This window comes from Azospirillum halopraeferens DSM 3675 (assembly GCF_000429625.1).
Taxonomy (GTDB): Bacteria; Pseudomonadota; Alphaproteobacteria; order Azospirillales; family Azospirillaceae; genus Azospirillum; species Azospirillum halopraeferens.
This window is the reverse complement of sequence record NZ_AUCF01000029.1, coordinates 54446-74429: the sequence shown is the minus strand read 5'-3', so window position 1 is coordinate 74429 and position 19984 is coordinate 54446. Positions and strand designations below refer to the sequence as shown.

13 protein-coding genes and 1 pseudogene are annotated in these 19984 nt (G+C 72.6%); 6 read left to right on the top strand and 8 right to left on the bottom strand.

Annotation, left to right across the window (positions count from 1 at the left end; all coding sequences use genetic code 11):
- Positions 1-5267: pseudogene (locus G472_RS40295) on the bottom strand (hypothetical protein); the annotation flags it as partial.
- 373 nt (positions 5268-5640) lie between these two features.
- Between G472_RS40295 and G472_RS0120555 the strand changes: the two are divergent.
- The 3 genes from G472_RS0120555 (at position 5641) to G472_RS0120550 (ending at position 6778) form a co-directional block, all read left to right on the top strand.
- Positions 5641-6255 carry a LysE family translocator gene (locus G472_RS0120555; RefSeq protein WP_029009876.1) on the top strand — a complete coding sequence of 205 codons (615 nt, stop codon included), beginning with the start codon at positions 5641-5643 and terminating at the stop codon, positions 6253-6255.
- A gap of 95 nt (positions 6256-6350) precedes the next feature.
- The gene (locus tag G472_RS38255; protein ID WP_084536807.1) at positions 6351-6551 is read left to right on the top strand and encodes a hypothetical protein; all 201 of its coding nucleotides are present in this window, start codon (positions 6351-6353) and stop codon (positions 6549-6551) included.
- A complete protein-coding gene (locus G472_RS0120550; protein WP_029009875.1) occupies positions 6548-6778 on the top strand; it encodes a hypothetical protein in 231 nt (76 codons plus the stop codon). Before G472_RS38255 ends, G472_RS0120550 begins: the two co-directional genes overlap by 4 nt.
- Positions 6779-6790: 12 nt before the next feature.
- On the opposite strand, the gene G472_RS34620 is transcribed toward G472_RS0120550, so the two are convergent.
- From G472_RS34620 to G472_RS34615, 4 genes are all read right to left on the bottom strand, one after another.
- Positions 6791-7300: a sigma factor-like helix-turn-helix DNA-binding protein gene (locus G472_RS34620; protein WP_084536806.1), complete on the bottom strand. Its 510-nt coding sequence runs from the start codon at positions 7298-7300 to the stop codon at positions 6791-6793.
- An 83-nt stretch (positions 7301-7383) separates the two neighbouring features.
- Positions 7384-8184, bottom strand: a complete 801-nt coding sequence (locus G472_RS0120540) for a VOC family protein (protein WP_029009874.1) — start codon at positions 8182-8184, stop codon at positions 7384-7386.
- Between the two features lie 17 nt (positions 8185-8201).
- The gene (locus G472_RS0120535) at positions 8202-8696 is read right to left on the bottom strand and encodes a DUF1579 domain-containing protein (protein ID WP_035693231.1); all 495 of its coding nucleotides are present in this window, start codon (positions 8694-8696) and stop codon (positions 8202-8204) included.
- 81 nt (positions 8697-8777) lie between these two features.
- Positions 8778-10118, bottom strand: coding sequence for an NAD(P)/FAD-dependent oxidoreductase (locus tag G472_RS34615; RefSeq protein WP_035693253.1), 1341 nt, complete (start codon positions 10116-10118; stop codon positions 8778-8780).
- 210 nt (positions 10119-10328) lie between these two features.
- On the opposite strand from G472_RS34615, the gene ptsP reads away from it, so the two are divergent.
- The 3 genes from ptsP to G472_RS0120515 are packed head-to-tail and all read left to right on the top strand — an operon-like array spanning position 10329 to position 15623.
- Positions 10329-12851 (top strand): phosphoenolpyruvate--protein phosphotransferase, encoded by a 2523-nt coding sequence (gene ptsP / locus G472_RS0120525; protein ID WP_029009872.1) that lies wholly within the window; start codon positions 10329-10331, stop codon positions 12849-12851.
- Positions 12848-13801 (top strand): 1-phosphofructokinase, encoded by a 954-nt coding sequence (pfkB, locus tag G472_RS0120520; protein ID WP_029009871.1) that lies wholly within the window; start codon positions 12848-12850, stop codon positions 13799-13801. Before ptsP ends, pfkB begins: the two co-directional genes overlap by 4 nt.
- 13 nt (positions 13802-13814) lie before the next feature.
- Positions 13815-15623, top strand: coding sequence for a PTS fructose-like transporter subunit IIB (locus tag G472_RS0120515; protein WP_029009870.1), 1809 nt, complete (start codon positions 13815-13817; stop codon positions 15621-15623).
- A 19-nt stretch (positions 15624-15642) separates the two neighbouring features.
- Here G472_RS0120515 and G472_RS0120510 read toward each other — a convergent pair whose 3' ends face one another.
- The 3 genes from G472_RS0120510 to G472_RS0120500 all read right to left on the bottom strand — a co-directional run bounded on the left by G472_RS0120510 (position 15643) and on the right by G472_RS0120500 (position 19697).
- Positions 15643-16041, bottom strand: coding sequence for a hypothetical protein (locus G472_RS0120510; RefSeq protein WP_029009869.1), 399 nt, complete (start codon positions 16039-16041; stop codon positions 15643-15645).
- Between the two features lie 58 nt (positions 16042-16099).
- A complete protein-coding gene (locus G472_RS0120505; protein ID WP_029009868.1) occupies positions 16100-16519 on the bottom strand; it encodes an NUDIX hydrolase in 420 nt (139 codons plus the stop codon).
- Positions 16520-16715: 196 nt separating this feature from the next.
- Positions 16716-19697 (bottom strand): hybrid sensor histidine kinase/response regulator, encoded by a 2982-nt coding sequence (locus tag G472_RS0120500; protein WP_029009867.1) that lies wholly within the window; start codon positions 19695-19697, stop codon positions 16716-16718.
- Positions 19698-19984 lie beyond the last annotated feature (287 nt).

Genomic DNA, 19984 nt, shown 5'->3' with positions numbered 1-19984 from the left:
TCGATGCGGAAGGTGTCGGCCCCCGCGCCGCCGTACAGCGTGTCGGTGCCGCGGTTGCCCGCCAGCACGTCGTTGCCCATGCCGCCGTAGAGCACGTCGTTGTCCTGGCCGCCGAACAGGGTGTCGTCGCCCTGCCCGCCGAACAGCGTGTCCGCCCCCTTGTTGCCGTACAGCACGTCGGACCCGAGCTGGCCGTACACCACGTCGGCGTCCATGCCGCCGAACACCGTGTCGCTGTCCTGGCCGCCGAAGATGGTGTCCATCCCCTGGTTGCCGTACAGCAGATCGTTGCCGCGGTTGCCGTACAGCGCGTCGTTGCCCACACCGCCGGCCACCGTGTCGTTGCCGTCGTCGCCGAACAGCACGTCGTCGCCCTCCGCCGAGGCCACGAAGTCGTCGCCGCCGCCGCCCCGCAGGGTGTCGTCATCGGCGCCCAGCACGATGAATTGAGCGCTGGAATCACCCATCACCACCTGCGAGCCGGCACCGCCGGTCACCTGCACCGCTCCGACCACGACCGCGAAGGACACGTTGTCCAGCCGGATCACCGTGCCCGACGGCAGGGCGGAGGCGTCGATCACCAGCGCCTCGCGCGCCGTCCCGCCGGACGGCGTGGCGCCGGTGATCGTCAGTTCCCCGGCCACGGCCGCGGTGCCCGTCGTCACCGTCGGCACGATGGTGCGGACCGTCACCTGCGCGTTCACCGGCAGCGCGCTCAGGAAGCCCTGGCCGGCGGTGGACAACCCGTCCCGGTCATCCGGGCGGTCGGCGGTGCGCGATCGGATGGCGGAGAGGAGCCCCTCCGCCGCGGTCGCCGGGGCCTGGGCGGCCACCACGCCCTCGACGCGCAGCCCGACGCCGGAGGGCACGCCGGCCACCAGCAGGGGTTGGCCGGTGGCACCATCGGTGACCAGCGGAATGTCGGCCCCCGGCGACCGGGCATCCGCGTCCGCCCGGTTGGCCGGAACGATCGGGACATCCAGGATCTGCACCACCGCGCCGGTGCCGGTGGTCAGGCGCTGCTCCTGCACGGCCACGCCGTCCACCGTGCTGGTGGTCGTCACCGAGGCGGTCACCGTAATCTGGGTGCCCAGCACCGGCGTGGTCACCGTCGCCGGGCCCGACGGCGGCGGAGGCGTCGGCACCGTGTAGATGATGTCGGTGCCGCTCAGCACGAAATTGTCCGTCGAGAGCCGTCCGACCAGATCGACCGTCAGGTCCGCCCCGGCGGTGCCGTTGGTGTCGATGTAGAGGCGCGTGTTGTTCCCGGACACCTCGATCTGGATCGAGTTGGCCGCCACGGACCCGCCGTTGCCAACCGTGACGGAGCCACCGGTGAAGGTGGCACCCGCCACGCGGATGCGGTCGCCGGTCCCGAAGTCCATGATGGTGTCGATCGCACCGGCATCCGCCACAGCATAGGCGAAGACGTCGGCGCCATCGCCGCCGGACAGGGTGTCGGCACCGGCGCCGCCGGACAGCGTGTCGCCGCCCCCGCCGCCGAACAGCTCGTTGGCCGCGGCATCACCGGTGAGGATGTCCGCGTGGGCGGAGCCGATCAGGTTCTCGATACCCGTCAGCGTGTCGCCCTCGGCGTCGCCGCCGGCAGCGGCGCCGGAGGTCAGGTTGACGGTCACCGCCGTCGACGAGGCGCTGTAATCAGCGGTGTCGGTGCCGTCGCCGCCCGCCAGCGCATCCGCGCCGGCACCGCCCGCCAGCGTGTCGTTGCCCGCACCGCCCGACAGAGTGTCGTTGCCCGCACCGCCCGACAGCAGGTCACAGCCGGTCCCGCCGTCCAGCAGGTTGGCGTCGGCGTTGCCGGTCAGGGTGTCGTCGGAAGCGGAACCGATCAGGTTCTCGATCTCCGACAGCACATCGCCCTGGGCGTCGCCGCCGGAGCCGGCCACGCCGGTCAGGGCGACCGAAACCCCGGCGGACGAGACGCTGTAATCCGCCGTGTCGATGCCGTCACCGCCCACCAGCGTGTCGGCGCCGCCGCCACCCACCAGCGTGTCGTTGCCGGCGCCGCCCGCAAGATGGTTGGCGCCGCTGTCACCCGTCAGCGTATCGGCCTGGGCCGAGCCGATGACGTTTTCGATGCTTGACAGGGTGTCACCCTGGGCATCGCCGCCCGACACCGACCCGGTGCCGAGATTGACCAACACCGCCGCCGACGAGGCGCTGTAGTCCGCGGTGTCGGACCCGTCGCCGCCGTACAGCAGGTCGCTGCCGGCGCCGCCGACCAGCGTGTCGTTGCCGTCACCGCCGATGAGCGTGTCGTTGCCGCCGCCGCCGCTCAGAAGGTCGGCGCCGCCGCCGCCGGCCAGCACGTTGGCCTGTGCGTCGCCGATGAGGGTGTCGGCGTGGGCGGTGCCGATCAGGTTCTCGATGCCGGTCAGGGTGTCGCCCTGGGCATCGCCGCCCGACACCGACCCGGTGCCAAGGTTGACGAACACCGCCGCCGACGAGCCGCTGTAATCCGCGGTGTCGGTGCCGGTGCCGCCGTCCAGCAGGTCGCCGCCGGCGCCGCCGGCCAGCGTGTCGTCGCCGTCGCCGCCCACCAGCGAGTCGGAGCCGGCGCCGCCGCTCAGGATGTCCGCTCCGGCGCCGCCCGACAGCAGGTTGTCGGCGTCGCTGCCGATGAGGGTATCGGTCTGGGCGGTGCCGATGAGGTTCTCGATCTCCGACAGCACGTCGCCCTCGGCGTCGCCGCCCGAGCCGCTGCCGCTGGCCAGGTTGACCGAAACCCCCGTGGCCGAGGCGCTGTAGTCCGCCGTGTCGGTGCCCGCACCGCCCACCAGCGTGTCCGCACCGGCGCCGCCCACCAGGGTGTCGTTGCCCCCGGCGCCGGACAGACGGTCGGTACCGTCGCCGCCGGACAGCAGGTCGTTGCCGTCACCGCCGTCCAGCGTGTCGTTCCCGTCACCACCGTACAGGGTGTCGGCGCCGTCCCCGCCCGACAGGAGGTCGTTTCCGGCCTCGCCGCTCAACAGGTCGGCACCGTCACCGCCGTCCATCGTGTCGTCGCCGGTGCCGCCCAGCAGGGTGTCGTTGCCTCCGGCGCCGCTGAGGATGTCGGCCCCGTCGGCACCCGAGAGCAGGTTGGCGTCGGCGTTGCCGATCAGGGTGTCGTTGTGGGAGGAACCGGTGAGGTTCTCGATCTCCGACAGCGCGTCGCCCTCGGCGTCGCCGCCGGTGCCGGTGCCGCTGGTCAGGCTGACGAAGACCGCGGCGGTGGAGCCGGTGTACTCCGCCGTATCCGTTCCGGTGCCGCCCACCAGGGTGTCCGCACCGGCGCCGCCCAGCAGGGTGTCGTCACCGGCACCGCCCGACAGCAGGTTGGCGAGGCTGTCGCCGGTCAGACGATCGGCATGGGCGGACCCGATGAGGTTCTCGATCCCGTTCAGCGTGTCGCCCTGGGCGTGGCCGCCCGAGCCGGTGCCGTCGGCCAGGCTGACGGTGACGGCCGCGGTGGAGGCGGTGTAGTCGGCCGTGTCGATGCCGGTGCCGCCCACCAGGCTGTCGGCGCCGGTACCGCCCACCAACGTGTCGTTGCCCTGGCCGCCGCTCAGCGTGTCGTTGCCGGCGGCGCCCGACAGAAGGTTGGCACCGTCGTCGCCCATGAGAAGGTCGCTGAACGACGAACCGATCAGGTTCTCGATCCCGTTCAGGGTATCGCCCTGGGCATGCCCGCCGGTTCCCGTTCCGGCCAGCAGGTTGATCGTCACCGCGGCGTCGGAGTCGGTGTAATCGGCCGTGTCGATGCCGTCACCGCCGATCAGGCTGTCGGCGCCGGCGCCGCCCACCAGCGTGTCGTTGCCGAGGCCGCCGGTCAGCGTGTCGTCGCCGGCGCCGCCCGACAGAAGATTGGCGCCGTCGTTGCCCATGAGCACGTCGTTGAACGTGGAACCGATGAGGTTCTCGATCCCATCCAGGGTGTCCCCCTGGGCATGGCCGCCGGATCCCGATCCCGTCAGCAGGTTGACCGTCACGGCAGCATCGGAATCCCGGTACTCCGCCGTGTCGGTGCCGGCGCCGCCCACCAGGCTGTCGGCGCCGGCGCCGCCCGCCAGCGTGTCGTTGCCGTCACCGCCGTACAGGTAATCCGCACCGGCGCCGCCCGACAGCAGGTTGTTGCCGGTGCTGCCGATCAGGGTGTCATTGAAGTCCGAACCGATGAGGTTCGCGATCTCCGACAGCACGTCGCCCTGGGCGTGGCCGCCGGAGCCCGTGCCGTTCGCCAGATTGACGTTCACCGCCGCGTTCGAGGCGCTGTAATCGGCGGTGTCGGTGCCGCTGCCGCCCACCAGCGTGTCGTTGCCGAGGCCGCCGATCAACGTGTCGTTGCCGTCGCCGCCCGACAGGAGGTCGTTGCCGTCGCCGCCGGACAGGAGGTCGTTGCCGCCACCGCCCGACAACTGGTTGTCCTGCGCGTCGCCGATCAGGGTGTCGTTGTGAGAGGAGCCGATCAGGTTCTCGATGCCCGACAGGGTGTCGCCTTCGGCATCGCCGCCGGTGCCGCTGCCGGATGTGAGATTGATCGATACGGCTACGGACGAGTCACTGTAGTCCGCCGTATCGACGCCGTTGCCGCCGACCAGAAGGTCGGCCCCGGCCCCGCCGACGAGGGTGTCGTTGCCGTCACCGCCGGAGAGAGTGTCAGTCCCCTGGCCGCCGAAGAGCCAGTCGTGACCATCCCCGCCGTACAGCAGATCGTTGCCGTCGTCGCCGTACAGCGCGTCGTTGCCGGTTTCGCCGTACAGCACGTCGTTGCCCCCGCCGCCGAGCAGCGAGTCGGCGCCGTCGCCACCGTAGAGCGTGTCGTTGCCGGCCTCGCCGCGCAGCGTGTCGTTGCCGCCGTCGCCGTAGAGAAGGTCGTTGCCGTTGTCCCCGAAGACCAGATCGTTGTCGTCGCCGCCGCGCAGGGTGTCGTTGTCCTCACCCCCGTAAAGGGTGTCCATGCCCTCGTCGCCGAACAGCAGGTCGTTACCGCCGTCACCATAGAGGAGATCGCGTCCCGAGCCACCGTACAGCGCATCGTTGCCGTCACCACCGTACAGCGAATCGTTGCCGTCACCGCCATAGAGCAAGTCATGGTCCGCACCGCCGTAGAGAATATCCGCCCCGGCGCCACCGATCAGTGTATCGTTTCCGGCCCCGCCCGAAAGCGTATCATTCCCGCCACCGCCATCAACACTGTCATGGCCGGAATTATCTTCGGTTGTGGGCCAAAGCTCATTTGCCCCGGTGCCGGTAAAGGTCGCCATCTTGCCTCCGGACGGAATTTATATGGCAGGAGCAATAGCCGCTCCCTCTAATAGACACCGTTCGGGGTAACACATTCGTCGGGGAGAGGTCGACACCGAATTGATCAGACTCCTGAAAGACATGCATTTCCCGCGAGATTCAGTCGAAAATGACGTGCGCTCACATTATTGTTTTCTTTGTGTGCGAATCTTATGTCGCGCAAGGCGCAATCTTCGATTTCACATTCCGCACATAAATTCGATGCCCTTCCCGATGCGCTCCACACCCCGGAACACTGCGGGGCGCCGTCGCACCGCCGCTCTCTTCGCCTCTGGACAAGCCCGCGGCACCGTTTCACCATGAGGCGCCGCATCATCCGGGGGAGCACCGCAGGTGAGCATCGAATTCCTCGTCACGTCCCTGATCGTTGTCGCCTCGCCGGGCACCGGCGTGCTGTTCACGCTGGCGGCGGGCCTGTCGCGGGGCGCGCGGGCCAGCGTGATCGCCGCGTTCGGCTGCACGCTGGGCATCATCCCCCACATGGCGGCGGCGATCCTGGGCCTGGCCGCGGTTCTGCACACCAGCGCGCTGGCGTTCCAGACGCTGAAGGTGCTGGGGGTGGCGTACCTGCTCTACATGGCGTGGAGCACGCTGAAGGAGACGGGGGCGCTCAGCGTCGATGCGCAGGCCGCGCCGCCCCGCTCGGCGGCCCGGGTGATCGGGGACGCGGTGCTGCTCAACGTGCTGAACCCGAAGCTGTCGATCTTCTTCCTGGCCTTCCTGCCGCAGTTCGTCAGCGCCGGCGACGCCGCCCCGGTGGCGCGCATGGCGGAACTGAGCGGCGTGTTCATGGCCCTGACCTTCGTGGTCTTCGTCGGCTACGGGCTGTTCGCCGCCGCGGTGCGCACGCACGTCATCACCCGCCCGCAGGTGATGACGTGGATGCGCCGGACCTTCGCCGGCGCCTTCGCCCTGCTGGGAGCCAAGCTGGCGCTGGCGGAGCGTTGAGGCCCCCCGGCCCGCCCGAGGTCCGGATTTTGACACAGCACACCCCGCCGTGAAGCCTTAGCCTGCAGTCAGGCATAAGAAACGGGAGGTGCGGCATGCTGCGGCTGGGGACCAAGGTAAGACTACAGGGACAGGAAGCCCTGATCGTCGCGCGCACGCTGGTGGGCACTCCGCGCTATGACGTTCGTCTTGCTGACGGACGACTTGTGAAGTATGCCGTGGAGACGGATTTCGAGTGGCCCGCGGGCGACGGACATTCGTGGAGCACGATGGACGCCGGGGGAGCGCCGCGATGACCCGGGACGACTTTCCCTATTCGCTCCAGCCCTACGCAACGCCCTCGGCCCGCGACGGGGCCGGGGACGCCGAGGCGTGGAGCGTGCTCCTCTACCGCGCCGCCGGACACGTGGAGCGGGACTGGCTGCGCGAAAACGGCTTCGCCCTGCGCGGCCGGATCTGGATGCGCGGCGTGGCGGACGAGGGCGGCAACCGCAGGCACACGGACCGGCACGTCGCCGCCTGAGCCCCGCTCCGCTTACAGCCCGTCGAAGAGAAGCTGGGCCGGCGGCTCCTTCGCCGGCCGGGACCGCTTCCCGCCCCTGGCCGGCGTCCCGGGCGCGGGTTCGGCGGGTGCGGGCTCCGCGGCGGCGGGCCGGGCCTTCTTCGCCGCGGCCTTTTGCGGCGGTGACGGCCGCGGACCGACGCCGACGCCGGCCCTGGCCCGGCGGACGGCCTTGTCGCGGGCCACCGCTTCCGGCGAGTCGGGATTGCCGTCCAGCCATTTGCCGCGCTTGATCACCTCGTTGACCCGGCCCTGGTTGATGCCCAGCTCGAAGGCGATCTCCTGCTGGGTCATCTCGGTGGTGCGGTGGAGGCGCAGGATGTCCGCCGCCAGTTCCGGCGTCATCTTGCGGCCGGTCAGCCGCCGGGCCGGGCGGATGGACCGGTTGGCGCGGTCGCGGGCGCGCAGCCGTTCCAGGATCTCAAGGGCTGCCGTGTTGCCGGCCTCCCGCAGGGCGTCCTCGAATTCCTTCAGCGTGGCCATGGGATTCTCCCTCCTGCCGCCGTCCCCTGCGTACCAGATAGGGTGCCCGGCGGCAAAAGGGAGTTCCCGTTTCGTTGCGATCGTCAGGACCGCGGGCCGACCAGGGCGAACGGCGCGTGCTGCGGGTCCAGGCACTGGATGATCCAGGAGCCGCCGGGCACCTCCATGGGGCCGTTGATCACCGTCCCGCCGCCGGCCTTCACCCGCTCCGCCGCGGCATCGATGCCGTCGACCATGACGTAGTAGAGCCAGAACGGGCCGGGCATGCCCTCGCATCGGTTCATCATGCCGCCCATGGCCTCGCCGTCGCGGCCGAAGATCCGGTAGGTGCCCATGGGGCCGATGTCGACGGAGTCCAGCGCTTGCCACCCGAACAGGTCGGCGTAGAAGGCGAAGGCAGCCTCGTGGTCGTCGGTGACCAGTTCGTGCCAGGCGAAGCGGCCGGGCTCGCGCGGGGGGACCGGCGGCGCCCCGTCGCCGCTTCCGGGGGCCGGGCGGAACAGGGCGAACACCGCGCCCTGCGGATCCGCGACCACGGCGAAGCGGCCGATTCCGGGAATGTCGGCGGGCGGACGATGGACGGCGCCGCCGGCCTTCCAGATGCGGTCGGCGGTGGCGTCGACATCGTCGACGGCGATGTAGCCCAGCCAGCCCGGCCGGGCGCCGGCCGCGCACGCCTCCTCCGGCAGCGCCATCACGCCGCCCACGTCGGTGCAGCCGGGAGCCCCCTGCGCCTCACCGGCCGACAGGAGCGTGTAGTCGAACCCCGGCATCCCGGAGTCGCGGCCCCGCCATCCGGCGACGGCGCCATGGAACGCCGTGGCGGCGGCGGGGTCGGTGGTCATCAGTTCATACCAGACGAATCGTCCGAAGAAACCGCTCATCCCTGAATCCCTTTCGTTCAGCCGGTCTTGCGCCGGAAACGGAACGTCACGAAGGTCTCCCACGCGCCCGCATCGGTCAGCCGCTGCCCGGTCATGGTGCGGTGGTCGTCGTCCTCGACGGTGATCACATCACGATAGCGGCCGGTGCGGCCGGGATCATCGAAGTGCGGCCCCTCGGATTCGAGCGTCAGCACCCGTCCGTCCGGGTCGAGCGTGCCCTCGTACACCCACAGGTGCGTCATCATGGACCCGATCCAGGTGCCGACGAAGCGTTCCCGGCGCGGGTCGTACCCCAGCGTGATCTGCATCTCCACCGGCCCGCACCCCGGCATGTCCCCCCGCGACACGCCGACGATCCACAGGCCGTGCAGCGAGCGCACCGTCTCCGTCCATTCCGGCGGCGGCGCGCCGGGCGGGGCGTCCGGCGGCGCATCGCCGGTGACGATCCATTCCCCGGTCAGCCGCTCCAGCCAGCGGTGCTGCTCCTGCGGCTCACTTGCGATGGTACCCATCAGGCAGTCCTCCCTGCTTTCAGTTGAGTTGATATCAACGTAACGAGGGGGAGTCAAACGGTGTCGGCGGGGAACCCCCGGTCACGCCCTGCGCCGGGAGTTGTCCTGCGTCGTGACCTCGGCAACGTCGGACGGCGGGGACTCGGTGATCAGGCGGGCGCCGCGTTCGTAGGTGGCGTAGCGCCACAGCCAGCGCAGGGTGACCGACAGCCGCTTCTCGCCGCCGACCAGCAGGTAGACGTGGACGATCGCCCACAGCACCCAGGCGAACCACCCCTTCAGGGTGCGGTGGCCGAAGTCGAAGATGGCGGCGTTGCGGCCGATGATGGCGGTGTTGCCGCGGTTGCGGAAGCGGAAGGGCGCCGGTGCCGTTCCGGCCGTCAGGTTCAGGGCAAGCGCGCGTCCCAGATGCTCGCCCTGCTGCTTGGCCACCTGCGCCAGCCCGGGCAGCGGCTTGCCCGCGTCGTCGGCCGCCGCCGCCGTGTCGCCCAGGGCGTAGACGCCGGGAACGCCGGGCACCGACAGGTCGGGGGCGACGCGGATGCGGCCGGCGCGGTCGGTGTCCACCCCCAGCCAGCGCCCGGCCGGCGACGCCGCCACACCCGCCCCCCACACCACGGTCGCGGCGGGGATGGCGCGCCCGCCGACGGTGACGCCGGTGGCATCGATCCGCTCCACCGCCTGCCCGGTCATCACGGTGACGCCCAGCGCTTCCAGCTTGCGCCGGGCGTAGGCGGCGAGGTGCTCGGGAAAAGCGGACAGGATGCGCGGCCCGGCCTCCACCAGCAGGACGCGGGCGGCGCGCGGGTCGATGCGGCGGAAGTCGCGGGCCAGGGTGAAGCGCGTCAGCTCCGCCACCGCCCCGGCCATCTCCACGCCGGTGGGGCCGCCGCCGACGATCACCACGGTCATCAGCGCCGCCCGGCGGTCCGCGTCGTCGCACATCTCCGCCTCCTCCAGCGCCGACAGGAGGCGGGTGCGGATGTGCCGGGCGTTCTCCACCGTCTTCAGGGCCGGCGCCACGTGCGGCCAGTCATCGTGCCCGAAGTAGCTGTAGACCGACCCGGTCGCCAGCACCAGCCGGTCGTAGGGGACGGCCCGCCCGCCGGCCAGCCGTACCCGCCGCGCCGCGGTGTCCACCCCCTCCACCGCACCCAGGATCACGTCCACGTTGGGGTAGCGGCTGAGGATGGAGCGGATGGGCGTGGCGATGTCCGCCGGCGACAGGGCGGCGGTCGCCACCTGATAGAGCAGCGGCACGAACAGATGGTAGTTGTTGCGGTCGATCACCGTCACCCGCACACCGCCGCCGCCGGGCGCCCGGGCCAGCGTCTTGGCGCAGGCGAGACCGCCGAAGCCGGCCCCGACCACCACCACGTGGGGCCGGCCGTCGGCGGGAATGGGTGTGGGATCGTCGGTCATCATGCCCCCTCGCCTGCGCCGCCCGTCGCGGCGCGCACCCGTCCCAACACCGCGGCAGCGCCTTTGTGCCGCCACCCGGCTTATGCCGATGGGCAAGGAACCCAGCCGCCGCCGCGACGTTGCACCCTTGCGCACCGGCCGATCCCATGGTGTCCTATGGTGACGCTCAAGCCGGCCGAACGACTCCACATAAAACGGGGGGAACCGCCGATGCTTCAGGTCACCGGGAGCCAGGTCCGCCTCGGTCTCACCGCGGCGGACAAGGATGACGCCATCCGCACCGCCGGCCGCCTCATGGTCGACTGCGGCCTGATCGAACCGGGATACGTGGACAGCATGCTGGGGCGGGAGCGGGTGGCCGCCACCTACCTGGGCAGCGGCATCGCCATCCCCCACGGGTTGCCGGAGGCGCGCCATCTGGTGCGCCGCACCGGCGTCGTCGTGGTGCAGTTCCCCGGCGGCGTCGACTGGGGCGCCGGGGAACCGGCCCGTCTCGTGGTCGGCATCGCCGCCAAATCCGACGAGCACATCGCCGTGCTGCAACGCCTCACCGGCGTGCTCGGCAACCCGGCGGAAGCGGAGCGGCTGGGCACCACCGACGATGCGGGCGCCGTGGTGGCGGCCCTCAACGGTGCCGCCCCGCCGCCGCCCGCCGCCGATCCCGCACCCGCCCCCGCCGGGGGCGGTGACGCGCTGGCGGTGACCGCGCCGGCGCCGCACGGCCTGCACGCCCGCCCGGCCACCGTCCTGGTGGAGGTCGCCAAGCGCTTCGAGGCGGAGATCGCGGTGCGTCACGGCAACGGCGTCGCCAACGCCAGAAGCCTGGTGTCGCTGCTGCGGCTCGGCGTGTCCGGCGGGCAGCCGCTGACCATCACCGCCAGCGGCCCCGACGCCGGCGCCGCGCTCACCGCCATCCGCGAGGCGTTCGCCACGGGGCTGGGCGAACCCCCGGCGGGAGCGGCGGCGGCCCCGCCGTCCCCGACGGCCGCCCCGCGGCCCGACCCGGCTGCGGTAACCGACTACGAGGGACAGGCCATCGTCGGCATCTCCGCCTCCCCCGGCGTCGCGGTGGGGCCGGTGTGGATCTTCCAGCGCGAGGAGCTGACGGTCGCCGAGACCGCCCGCGACCCGGATGCCGAACACCGCCGGCTGGACCGGGCGCTGGCCACCGCCGGCGCCGACCTGCGCACCCTGCACGAGTCGTTCTGGAAGAAGGCCGGCGCCGCCAGGGCCGCCATCTTCAAGGCTCATATGGAGCTGCTGGACGACCCGGAGATGGTGACCGACGCGCACGCCCGCATCGACGCCGGCGCCGCCGCCGGCCACGCCTGGCGCGGCGTGTACGAGGAGCGGGCGGCCACCCTGGCCCAGCTTGCCGATCCCCTGCTGGCCGGGCGCGCCGCCGACCTGCGCGACGTCGGGCGGCGGGTGCTGCGCCTCCTGGCCGACCGGGCGGAGACCACCGCCCCCCTGCCCGACCACCCCGTCATCCTGCTGGCGGAGGACCTGGAGCCCTCCGACACCGCCAAGCTGGACCCGGCGCGGGTGCTGGGCCTGTGCACGGCGGGCGGCGGCGCCACCTCGCACACGGCGATCATCGCCCGGTCCCTGGACATCCCCGCGGTGGTGGCGGCCGGCCCGGCGGTGCTGGACCAGCGCAACGGCACCGAGGCGATCATCAACGGCGACGACGGCGTGCTGGTGGTCGAACCCGGCGACCGCGACCGGCAGCGCGCCGCCACCGCCCGCACCGCCGTGGAGGAGCGGCGGACGGCGGAGCGGCTGGACCGCTACAAGCCGGCCATCACCACCGACGGCAAGCGGGTGGAGGTGGCCGCCAACATCTCCGACCCGGCCGAGGCCGGGGCGGCGGTCGACGCCGGCGCCGAAGGCATCGGCCTGATGCGCACCGAGTTCCTGTTCCTCCAGCGCGAGTCCCCGCCGGACGAGGAGGAACAGACCGACGCCTACCGCGCCATGGTGCGGGCGATGAACGGCCTGCCCATCATCCTGCGCACCCTCGACATCGGCGGTGACAAGAACGTCCCCTACCTGCGTCTGCCCGCGGAGGCCAACCCGTTCCTGGGCGTGCGCGGCATCCGCCTGTGCTTCGAGCGGGAGGACCTGTTCCGCACCCAGTTGCGGGCCATGCTGCGGGCGTCGGCCGACGGGCCGGTGCGCATCATGTACCCGATGATCGCCACCCCCGACGAACTCGCCCGCGCCAGGGCGATCACCGAGGAGGTGCGGCGCGAGACCGGGGCGGCGCCGGTGGAGCTGGGCATCATGGTGGAGGTGCCCTCCGCCGTCATGATGGCCGATCAACTGGCCCGCGCGGTGGACTTTTTCTCCATCGGCACCAACGACCTGACCCAGTACGTGCTGGCCATGGACCGGCTGCACCCGGTGCTGGCCCCGCAGGCCGACGGGCTGCACCCGGCGGTGCTGCGCATGGTGGAGCGCACGGTGGCCGCCGCCCGCGATGCCGGCATCTGGGTCGGGGCGTGCGGCGGGATCGCCGGCGATCCCGCGGGGGCCATCCTGCTGGCCGGGCTGGGGGTGAGCGAACTCAGCGTCGCCATCCCCGCCGTCGCCTCGGTCAAGGCGCGGCTGCGCGGCATATCCATGGCCGAGGCCGAGGCGGCTGCGGCACAGGCGCTCGCCTGCGCCGACGCTGCCGCGGTCCGCGCCCTGGTGCGCGACCGCTTCACACACACGGGAGACCGGCCATGAGCGGGGACACGGGCATCGTCACCGTCACCCTGAACGCGGCGGTGGACCAGACGCTGGACGTGCCGGGCTTCACCGCCGGCGCCGTCAACCGGGCGGTGGCGGAAACCCGCACCGCCGGCGGCAAGGGGATCAACGTCGCGGCTTTCCTGGCCGGCGGGCCGCTGCCGGTGGTCGCCACCGGCTTCCTGGGAGAGGACAACATCGCCGTCTTCGAGGCGCTGTTCCGCCGCCGCCACATCCGCGACCGCTGCCTGCGGCTGCCCGGCAGCAGCCGCGTCAACATCAAGGTGGTGGATCGCGAGGGCCGCTCGGTCACCGACATCAACCTGCCGGGCCTGCACGTGCCGCCGGAATCCTGGCGCGCCCTGATCAAGGTGGTGGACGAACTGGCGGCGGAGCACCGGACCTTCGTGCTGGCCGGCAGCGTCCCGGCCGGCGTCCCCGACACCGCCTACGCCGAGCTGGTGGCCCACCTGCGGGCCCGCGGCGCCTTCGTGGCGGTGGACGCCAGCGGGACGCCGCTGCACCACGCCGTGGCCGCCCGCCCGGACATGATCAAGCCCAACGCCCACGAGCTGTCGGAACTGCTGGGCCGGCCGCTGGAGGAACGCGACGAAATCGTCGCCGCGGCGCGGGAGCTGGCGGCCTCGGGCATCGCCCTGGTGGTGGTGTCCCTGGGTGCCAAGGGCGCCGTCTTCGTCGACGGCACCAACGGCGGGCGCGCCCTGCTGGCGGTGCCGCCGCCGGTGACGGTGGCCAGCACCGTGGGCGCCGGCGACGCCATGGTGGCGGGAACCCTGGCGGCCCGCCTGGCCGGCGGCGACCTGGAAGCCTGCGCCCGGCGCGGCACAGCCTACGCCGCCGGGACCCTGGCCCGCCTGGGGCCGGAGCTGCCGGCGCCCGAGCGCATCGCCGAGCTGATGGACGCCGTGCGCGTCGAAGACCTCTAGGGGGAGAGTCGCCATGGCCAGACTCGTTGCCGTGACCGCCTGCCCGACGGGCATCGCCCACACCGTGATGGCCGCAGAGGCCCTGCGCCGCACCGCCGTCGTCCGGGGCCACACCATCGCGGTGGAGACGCAGGGGTCGGCCGGCGTGCAGACGCCCCTCTCCGACGCCGACCTCGACGCCGCCGACGCGGTCATCATCGCCGCCGACGTGGCGGTGGACGAAAGCCGCTTCGCCGGCAAGCCGGTGCTGCGCACCTCCACCGCCACCGCCATCCGCGACACCGCGCGCATCCTCGACGACGCCGCGGCCTTGGCCACCACCGCGACCCCGGCGGCAGCACCGGCGGGCGCCCCTCCGGCGGCACCGGCCGGCGGCAGCCGGACGCTCGTGGCCATCACCGCCTGCCCCACCGGCATCGCCCACACCTTCATGGCGGCCGAGGCGCTGAAGCAGGCGGCCGAGGCCAAGGGCCATCGCATCAAGGTGGAGACGCAGGGCTCGGTCGGGGCGAAGAACACCCTGTCGGACGAGGACATCGCGGCCGCCGACGCGGTCATCATCGGTGCCGACACCCACGTCGCCACGGAACGCTTCGCCGGCAAGCGCGTGCTGAAGACCTCGGTGGGGGAGGCGCTGAAGCAGCCGGCCCGGGTCATCGACGAGGCGCTGGCCCTGCCCCCGGCGGCCGGGGGTGCCGCCGGCGGCGCGTCCTACGCCGACACCGTCGCCGCCGCCAAGGCGCGGCAGAAGGAGGCGCAGGCCGGCCCCTACAAGCACCTGCTGACCGGCGTCTCCTTCATGCTGCCCTTCGTGGTGGCGGGCGGGCTGATCATCGCCCTGTCCTTCGTCTTCGGCATCGAGGCGTTCCGCGAGGAAGGCACCCTGCCGGCGGTGCTGATGCAGATCGGCGGGGGCAGCGCCTTCGCCCTGATGGTGCCGGTGCTGGCCGGCTACATCGCCTTCTCCATCGCCGACCGCCCGGGGCTCGCCCCCGGCTTCATCGGCGGCATGCTGGCGGCGGAGGTGGGCGCCGGCTTCCTGGGCGGCATCGTCGCCGGCTTCCTGGCCGGCTACATCGCCCGCTGGCTGCGCGACGCCATCCAACTGCCGATGACGCTGGAGGGGCTGAAGCCGGTGCTGATCATCCCGCTGCTGGCGACACTGGCGGTGGGTCTGCTGATGGTCTACGTGATCGGCACCCCGGTCGCCGCCATCATGGACGGGCTCACCGCCTTCCTGCAGGGGATGACCGGGGCCAACGCGGTGGCGCTGGGGCTGCTGCTGGGCGCCATGATGGCGCTGGACATGGGCGGGCCGGTCAACAAGGCGGCCTACACCTTCTCGGTCGGCCTGCTGGCGTCGGACACCTTCACCCCCATGGCCGCCACCATGGCCGCGGGCATGACGCCGCCGCTGGCCCTGGCGCTGGCCACCGTGGTCGCCCGCAACCGCTTCAACGCGCAGGAGCGCGAGGCCGGCAAGGCCGCCGCCGTGCTCGGCCTCGCCTTCATCACCGAGGGCGCCATCCCCTTCGCCGCCAAGGACCCGCTGCGGGTGATCCCCGCCTGCATGGCCGGATCGGCGGTGGCCGGCGCCCTGTCCATGTGGTTCGGCTGCGGCCTGCGCGCGCCCCACGGCGGCGTCTTCGTGCTGGCCATTCCCAACGCGGTGTCGCCGCTGCTGCCCTATGTGATCGCCATCATCGCCGGCACGCTGGTGACGACGGCGGCGCTGGTGGTGCTGAAACGGCCGCTGGAGTCGGAACGGGTGCCGCCGGGCGGCGTCGGCACGGCGGGCGCCACCGGCGGCACCGGGCGCTGAGGCGGTCCATAGGGGCGCCTCAGGCGCCCTCGTCCCCGGACGCCCGGCGGGCGTCGGCCAGCGCCTCCCGGTAGCGGCGCAGGCGGCCGTAGACGGGCCACATCCGGCCGATCAGCGGGTCGGCCCAGTGGACCAGCACGAACGCCCCCAGCCCGCCGAAGGCGCCGAGCATCCCGCCGTAGAGCAGACTGCCGGCGGCGGCCAGCGCCCGGCCGCCGCGCAGGTCCCACCACGCCTCGGCCACGGCCGACGCCAGGGTGATCAGGACGGCCAGCACCACGCCGACGCGGCCGGGGGCGTAGGGGATGTTCAGATCGTCCAGCGTCAGCCCGTAGTCTTCCGGCACCGGCCGGCCGGAAGCCGGGCGGGCGGGGGGCGGCACGAGGCGCAGGTGCGGTATCCGGGGATCGTCGGTCATGGCCGGGGCATCATGCCGCGGGGGCGTCGGATGCGCCACGGCCGTATACGGGGGATCGTCACGACCGCCCGATGCCCAGCAGCATGGCCACCAGCCCGGCTTCGCTGATCGCCACCCCCGCTTCCTCCGGCGTCATCCAGCGCCGTTCGCGCTGCCCCTTCTCCGGCCAGTCCCGGCGTTCCTCGGTGACCTCCAGCAGGAAGACGAAGACCTCGCAGGGCACCGATTTGCGCGCGCTCAGGCGCTTGTCGTAGCGGTAGGAGCCGAGCGGCGTGCCCGCCACGCGGCCGCGCACGCCGGCCTCCTCGAAGGCTTCGCGCGCCGCCATCTCGTGGGGCGGCACGCCCTTCTCCGCCCATCCCTTGGGAATGATCCAACGGCCGGTGTCGCGCGACGTCACCAGCAGGATCTCCGCACGGCCGTTCACCAGACGGTAGGGCAATGCGGCGATCTGGATGCGGATCTCTCGCTTTCCCATCACCCGGCCCGGAGCACTCGAACGGCGGCGGTCGCACGGGTGACAGGCGACGTTGCCGGAAGAACTCGAAACACCTCTGGCACCCCCGGCGACTCCCGAATCCGTTCCCGCGCGGGAGTATCATAGAACGGCAACAATGTCTTCCCGTTACCCGCGCCGATGCCCACCGCTCCCGGCCCGACGAAAGCCATGGCGATCACCGCGCGCGAATGTAGGCCCCGACCCGGTCCAGTTCGCGGGCGGTGCCGGCGACCAGGGTATCGATCCCGTCCAGGCGCCCGGCGACGACCGCTGTCTCTATGGCATCGCCCAGGGCGGCGAGATCGGCGGCGCCGACGGTGCGGGAGGAGCCGGCCAGCTTGTGCGCGGCCTGGCGCACCTCCCCCCAGTCGCGGGCGTCCAGCGCTCCCGCCATGCGCTCGCAGGTGGCGGCGTTGGAGACCAGGAACTCCTCCAGCAGTTGGTGGACGAACGCGGGGTCGTCGCCGAACAGGCTGCCCAGCACCGCCGGGTCGATCGGCGCATCCGGCACCGCGCCTTGCGCGGGGCACGGGTCGCCGCCGGCCGGTGCCGCCGGCACGCCGTCGGGGAGGAACCGGTCGAGGATGCGGCGGAGCTGTGCGATCTCCACCGGCTTGGACACGCTGTCGTCCATGCCGGCCGCCAGACACCGCTGCGCCTCCCCCTCCATGGCGTTGGCGGTGATGGCGATGATGGGCAGCCGGCGGCCGGCGGCGGCGGCCGCCTCTTCGCCGCGGATCGCCCGGGTCAGGCCGAATCCGTCGATCTCCGGCATCTGGCAGTCGGTCAGCAGCAGGGCGTAGCGGCCGGTGCGCCAGCGCTCCAGCGCCTCCCGCCCGTCGCCCGCCACCTCGGCGGCGTAGCCCAACAGGGCAAGCTGGCGCAGGATCACCTGCCGGTTGGTCGGGTGGTCCTCCGCCACCAGGATCAGGCGGCCGGCGGCGGCGGCCACGTCGGCCGCAGGGGCGCACGGCGCCGCCGGCCGGTCCGTGCCCGTGTGCGCCGCGGCCCGGGGCGCGGGCTCGCCGGGATCGCCGGCGCTGCGGCCGGCGGCGACCAGGACCGCCCGCGCCAGGTGGCTGCGCCGCACCGGCCGCGGCACCGGCACCGGGCCGTCGGGGCCGCCGGTGCGGACCTGGCGGGTCAGTTCGACGCAGCCTGTCGCGGCGGCGGTCGGGTCGGCGCGCAGGCGGTCGGGCTCCGCCTCCTCGGCCACCACCAGCGCGTCGAACGCCCCGTCGGCGGCCAGCGCCGCCCGGGCCGCGGCGGCGTCGGCCACCGCGCGCACCCGCGCCCCGTCCGCGGCCAGGTAGCGGGCGAGGAAACGGCGCTCGTCCGGCTCGGGATCGACCAGCAGGACGGACAGGCCGGCCAGCGGCACCGGGGGCGGCGGATCGGCCGGCGGCGGCGCCACGTCGGCGGTGAAGGTGAAGCGGAAGGTGGCGCCGTGCCCCGGCTCGCTCTCCACGGCGATGGTGGCGCCCATCAGCTCGGCGATGCGGCGGCAGATCGACAGGCCGAGGCCGGTGCCGCCGAAGCGCCGGGTGGTCGATGCCTCGGCCTGGGTGAAGGGGCGGAACAGGCGGGCCTGCACGTCACGCGGGATGCCGATGCCGGTGTCGGCCACGGTGATGGCGACGGTGGCCCGCCCGTCGGCCAGCTCCAGCCGTTCGGCCGACAGCTTGACCGAGCCCCGGTCGGTGAACTTCACGGCATTGCCCGCGATGTTGAACAGCACCTGGCGCAGCCGCACGGGGTCGCCCAGCACGGCGGCCGGCAGGTCGGGGTCGACGCTGGCGATGACGGCCAGGTCCTTCTTGCGCGCCCCCGGTGCCAGGGTGTCGGCCACCCCCTCCACCACCGCGGCCAGCGACACCGGCACCCGTTCCAGGTCCAGCCGGCCGGCCTCGATCTTGGAGAAGTCCAGGATGTCGTTGATGATGGTGAGCAGGGAGTCGGCGGAATCGCGCACCACCGCCACCAGCTCGCGCTGTTCGGGCGTCAGGGGCGTGTGTTCCAGCAGCTCCAGCATGCCCTGCACACCGTTCATCGGCGTGCGGATCTCGTGGCTCATGGTGGCGAGGAACAGCGACTTGGCCTGGTTGGCCGCTTCGGCCTCGGCGCGCGCCGCCTCCGCCGCCTCGGTGGCGGCGACCAGGGCGCCGGTGCGCTCCGCCACCTGGCTTTCCAGGCTGCGGTTCAGGGCGCTCAGCTCCTCGTACAGGTGCACATTGTCGAAGCCGACGGCGATCTTGGAACCGAAGACCTCCAGCAGGCGCCGCTCGTCCTCGGTCAGGGGCCGCGGGTGGCGCAGCAGCAGCGCCGTGTCGTGGGGCCGCGCGGTGGAACGGAAGACCAGCACCGAACGGTCCGGGCCGTAGCGGTGGCGCCGGTCCTCCAGCGCCGCGGCCAGGACCTGCGCCTCCTCCCCTGCCAGCGCCCCGCCGTCGCGGCCGGCCAGCCCGGCGAATACGCCGCCGCCGCCCAGCAGCAGGGTGGCACCGTCGCCGGTGCGGCGGCTGGCCAGCAGGGCGCCGGCGCATCCCGGCACCACCTCGTCGATCTGGCGGACGGCGCCGTCCGCGTACCGGGCGATGGTGCGCTTGTCGAGCAGTGCCGACGAGGCGTTCAGGATGCGCTCCAGCCCCTGGCGGTGCTGTTCGATGGCGGTGATGTCCTGATAGCCGCGCAGCGCCGCGACGACCGACGTGAACAGCTTCTGCGCCGTCAGCTCGGTCTTCGACTTGTAGTCGTTGATGTCGTAGTTGAGGATGACGTCGCGCTCGGGCGCTTGGCCGGGCTGCCCGGTGCGCAGGATGATGCGCACGCGCCGGTTGTTCAATCCATTGCGGATGTGCCGCACCAGCCGCAGGCCGGCGTCGTCGGATTCCATCACCACGTCCAGCAGCACCACGGCGATGCCCGGCGTGCGTTCGATGACGGCGCGCGCCTCGGCGGCGGTGGCGGCGGACAGGAACTGCGCCGGCCGGCCGTCGAAGGTGAAGCCGCGCAGCACCATCTTCGTGGTGGCGTGGATGGCGGGGTCGTCGTCGACGATCAGGATCAGCCACGGCTCCGCCGGCGGCGCCGCCGCCGCCGCGGCCGGCCCTGCTTGCGCGTCCGGTTCCTCGTCGGCGAACAGAAACTCGTCGCTCATCCGGTCCTCCGCCGGCGGCCGGTTGGCGCCCGGCCGGTCCCGTTGTGGTCGCGGCAGCGCGGACGGTCCGACCCCGCACCGACGGGGCGACGATACCACAAGCCTGCGGCGTGTAAACAGCGCACACACAACCACAGGACCGCCCGTCCGTACGGTTGCCGCCGGAAACGGGGTGCTCCGTGCACCAAGGTGGGGGTACTCACCTTTCCCGGCTTCCCGCGCACCCCGGCGGTGCCAATCTGTCGCCCCGTCCGTCCGCGGCCGCGACCGTCCCGCGGCCCCTCCCC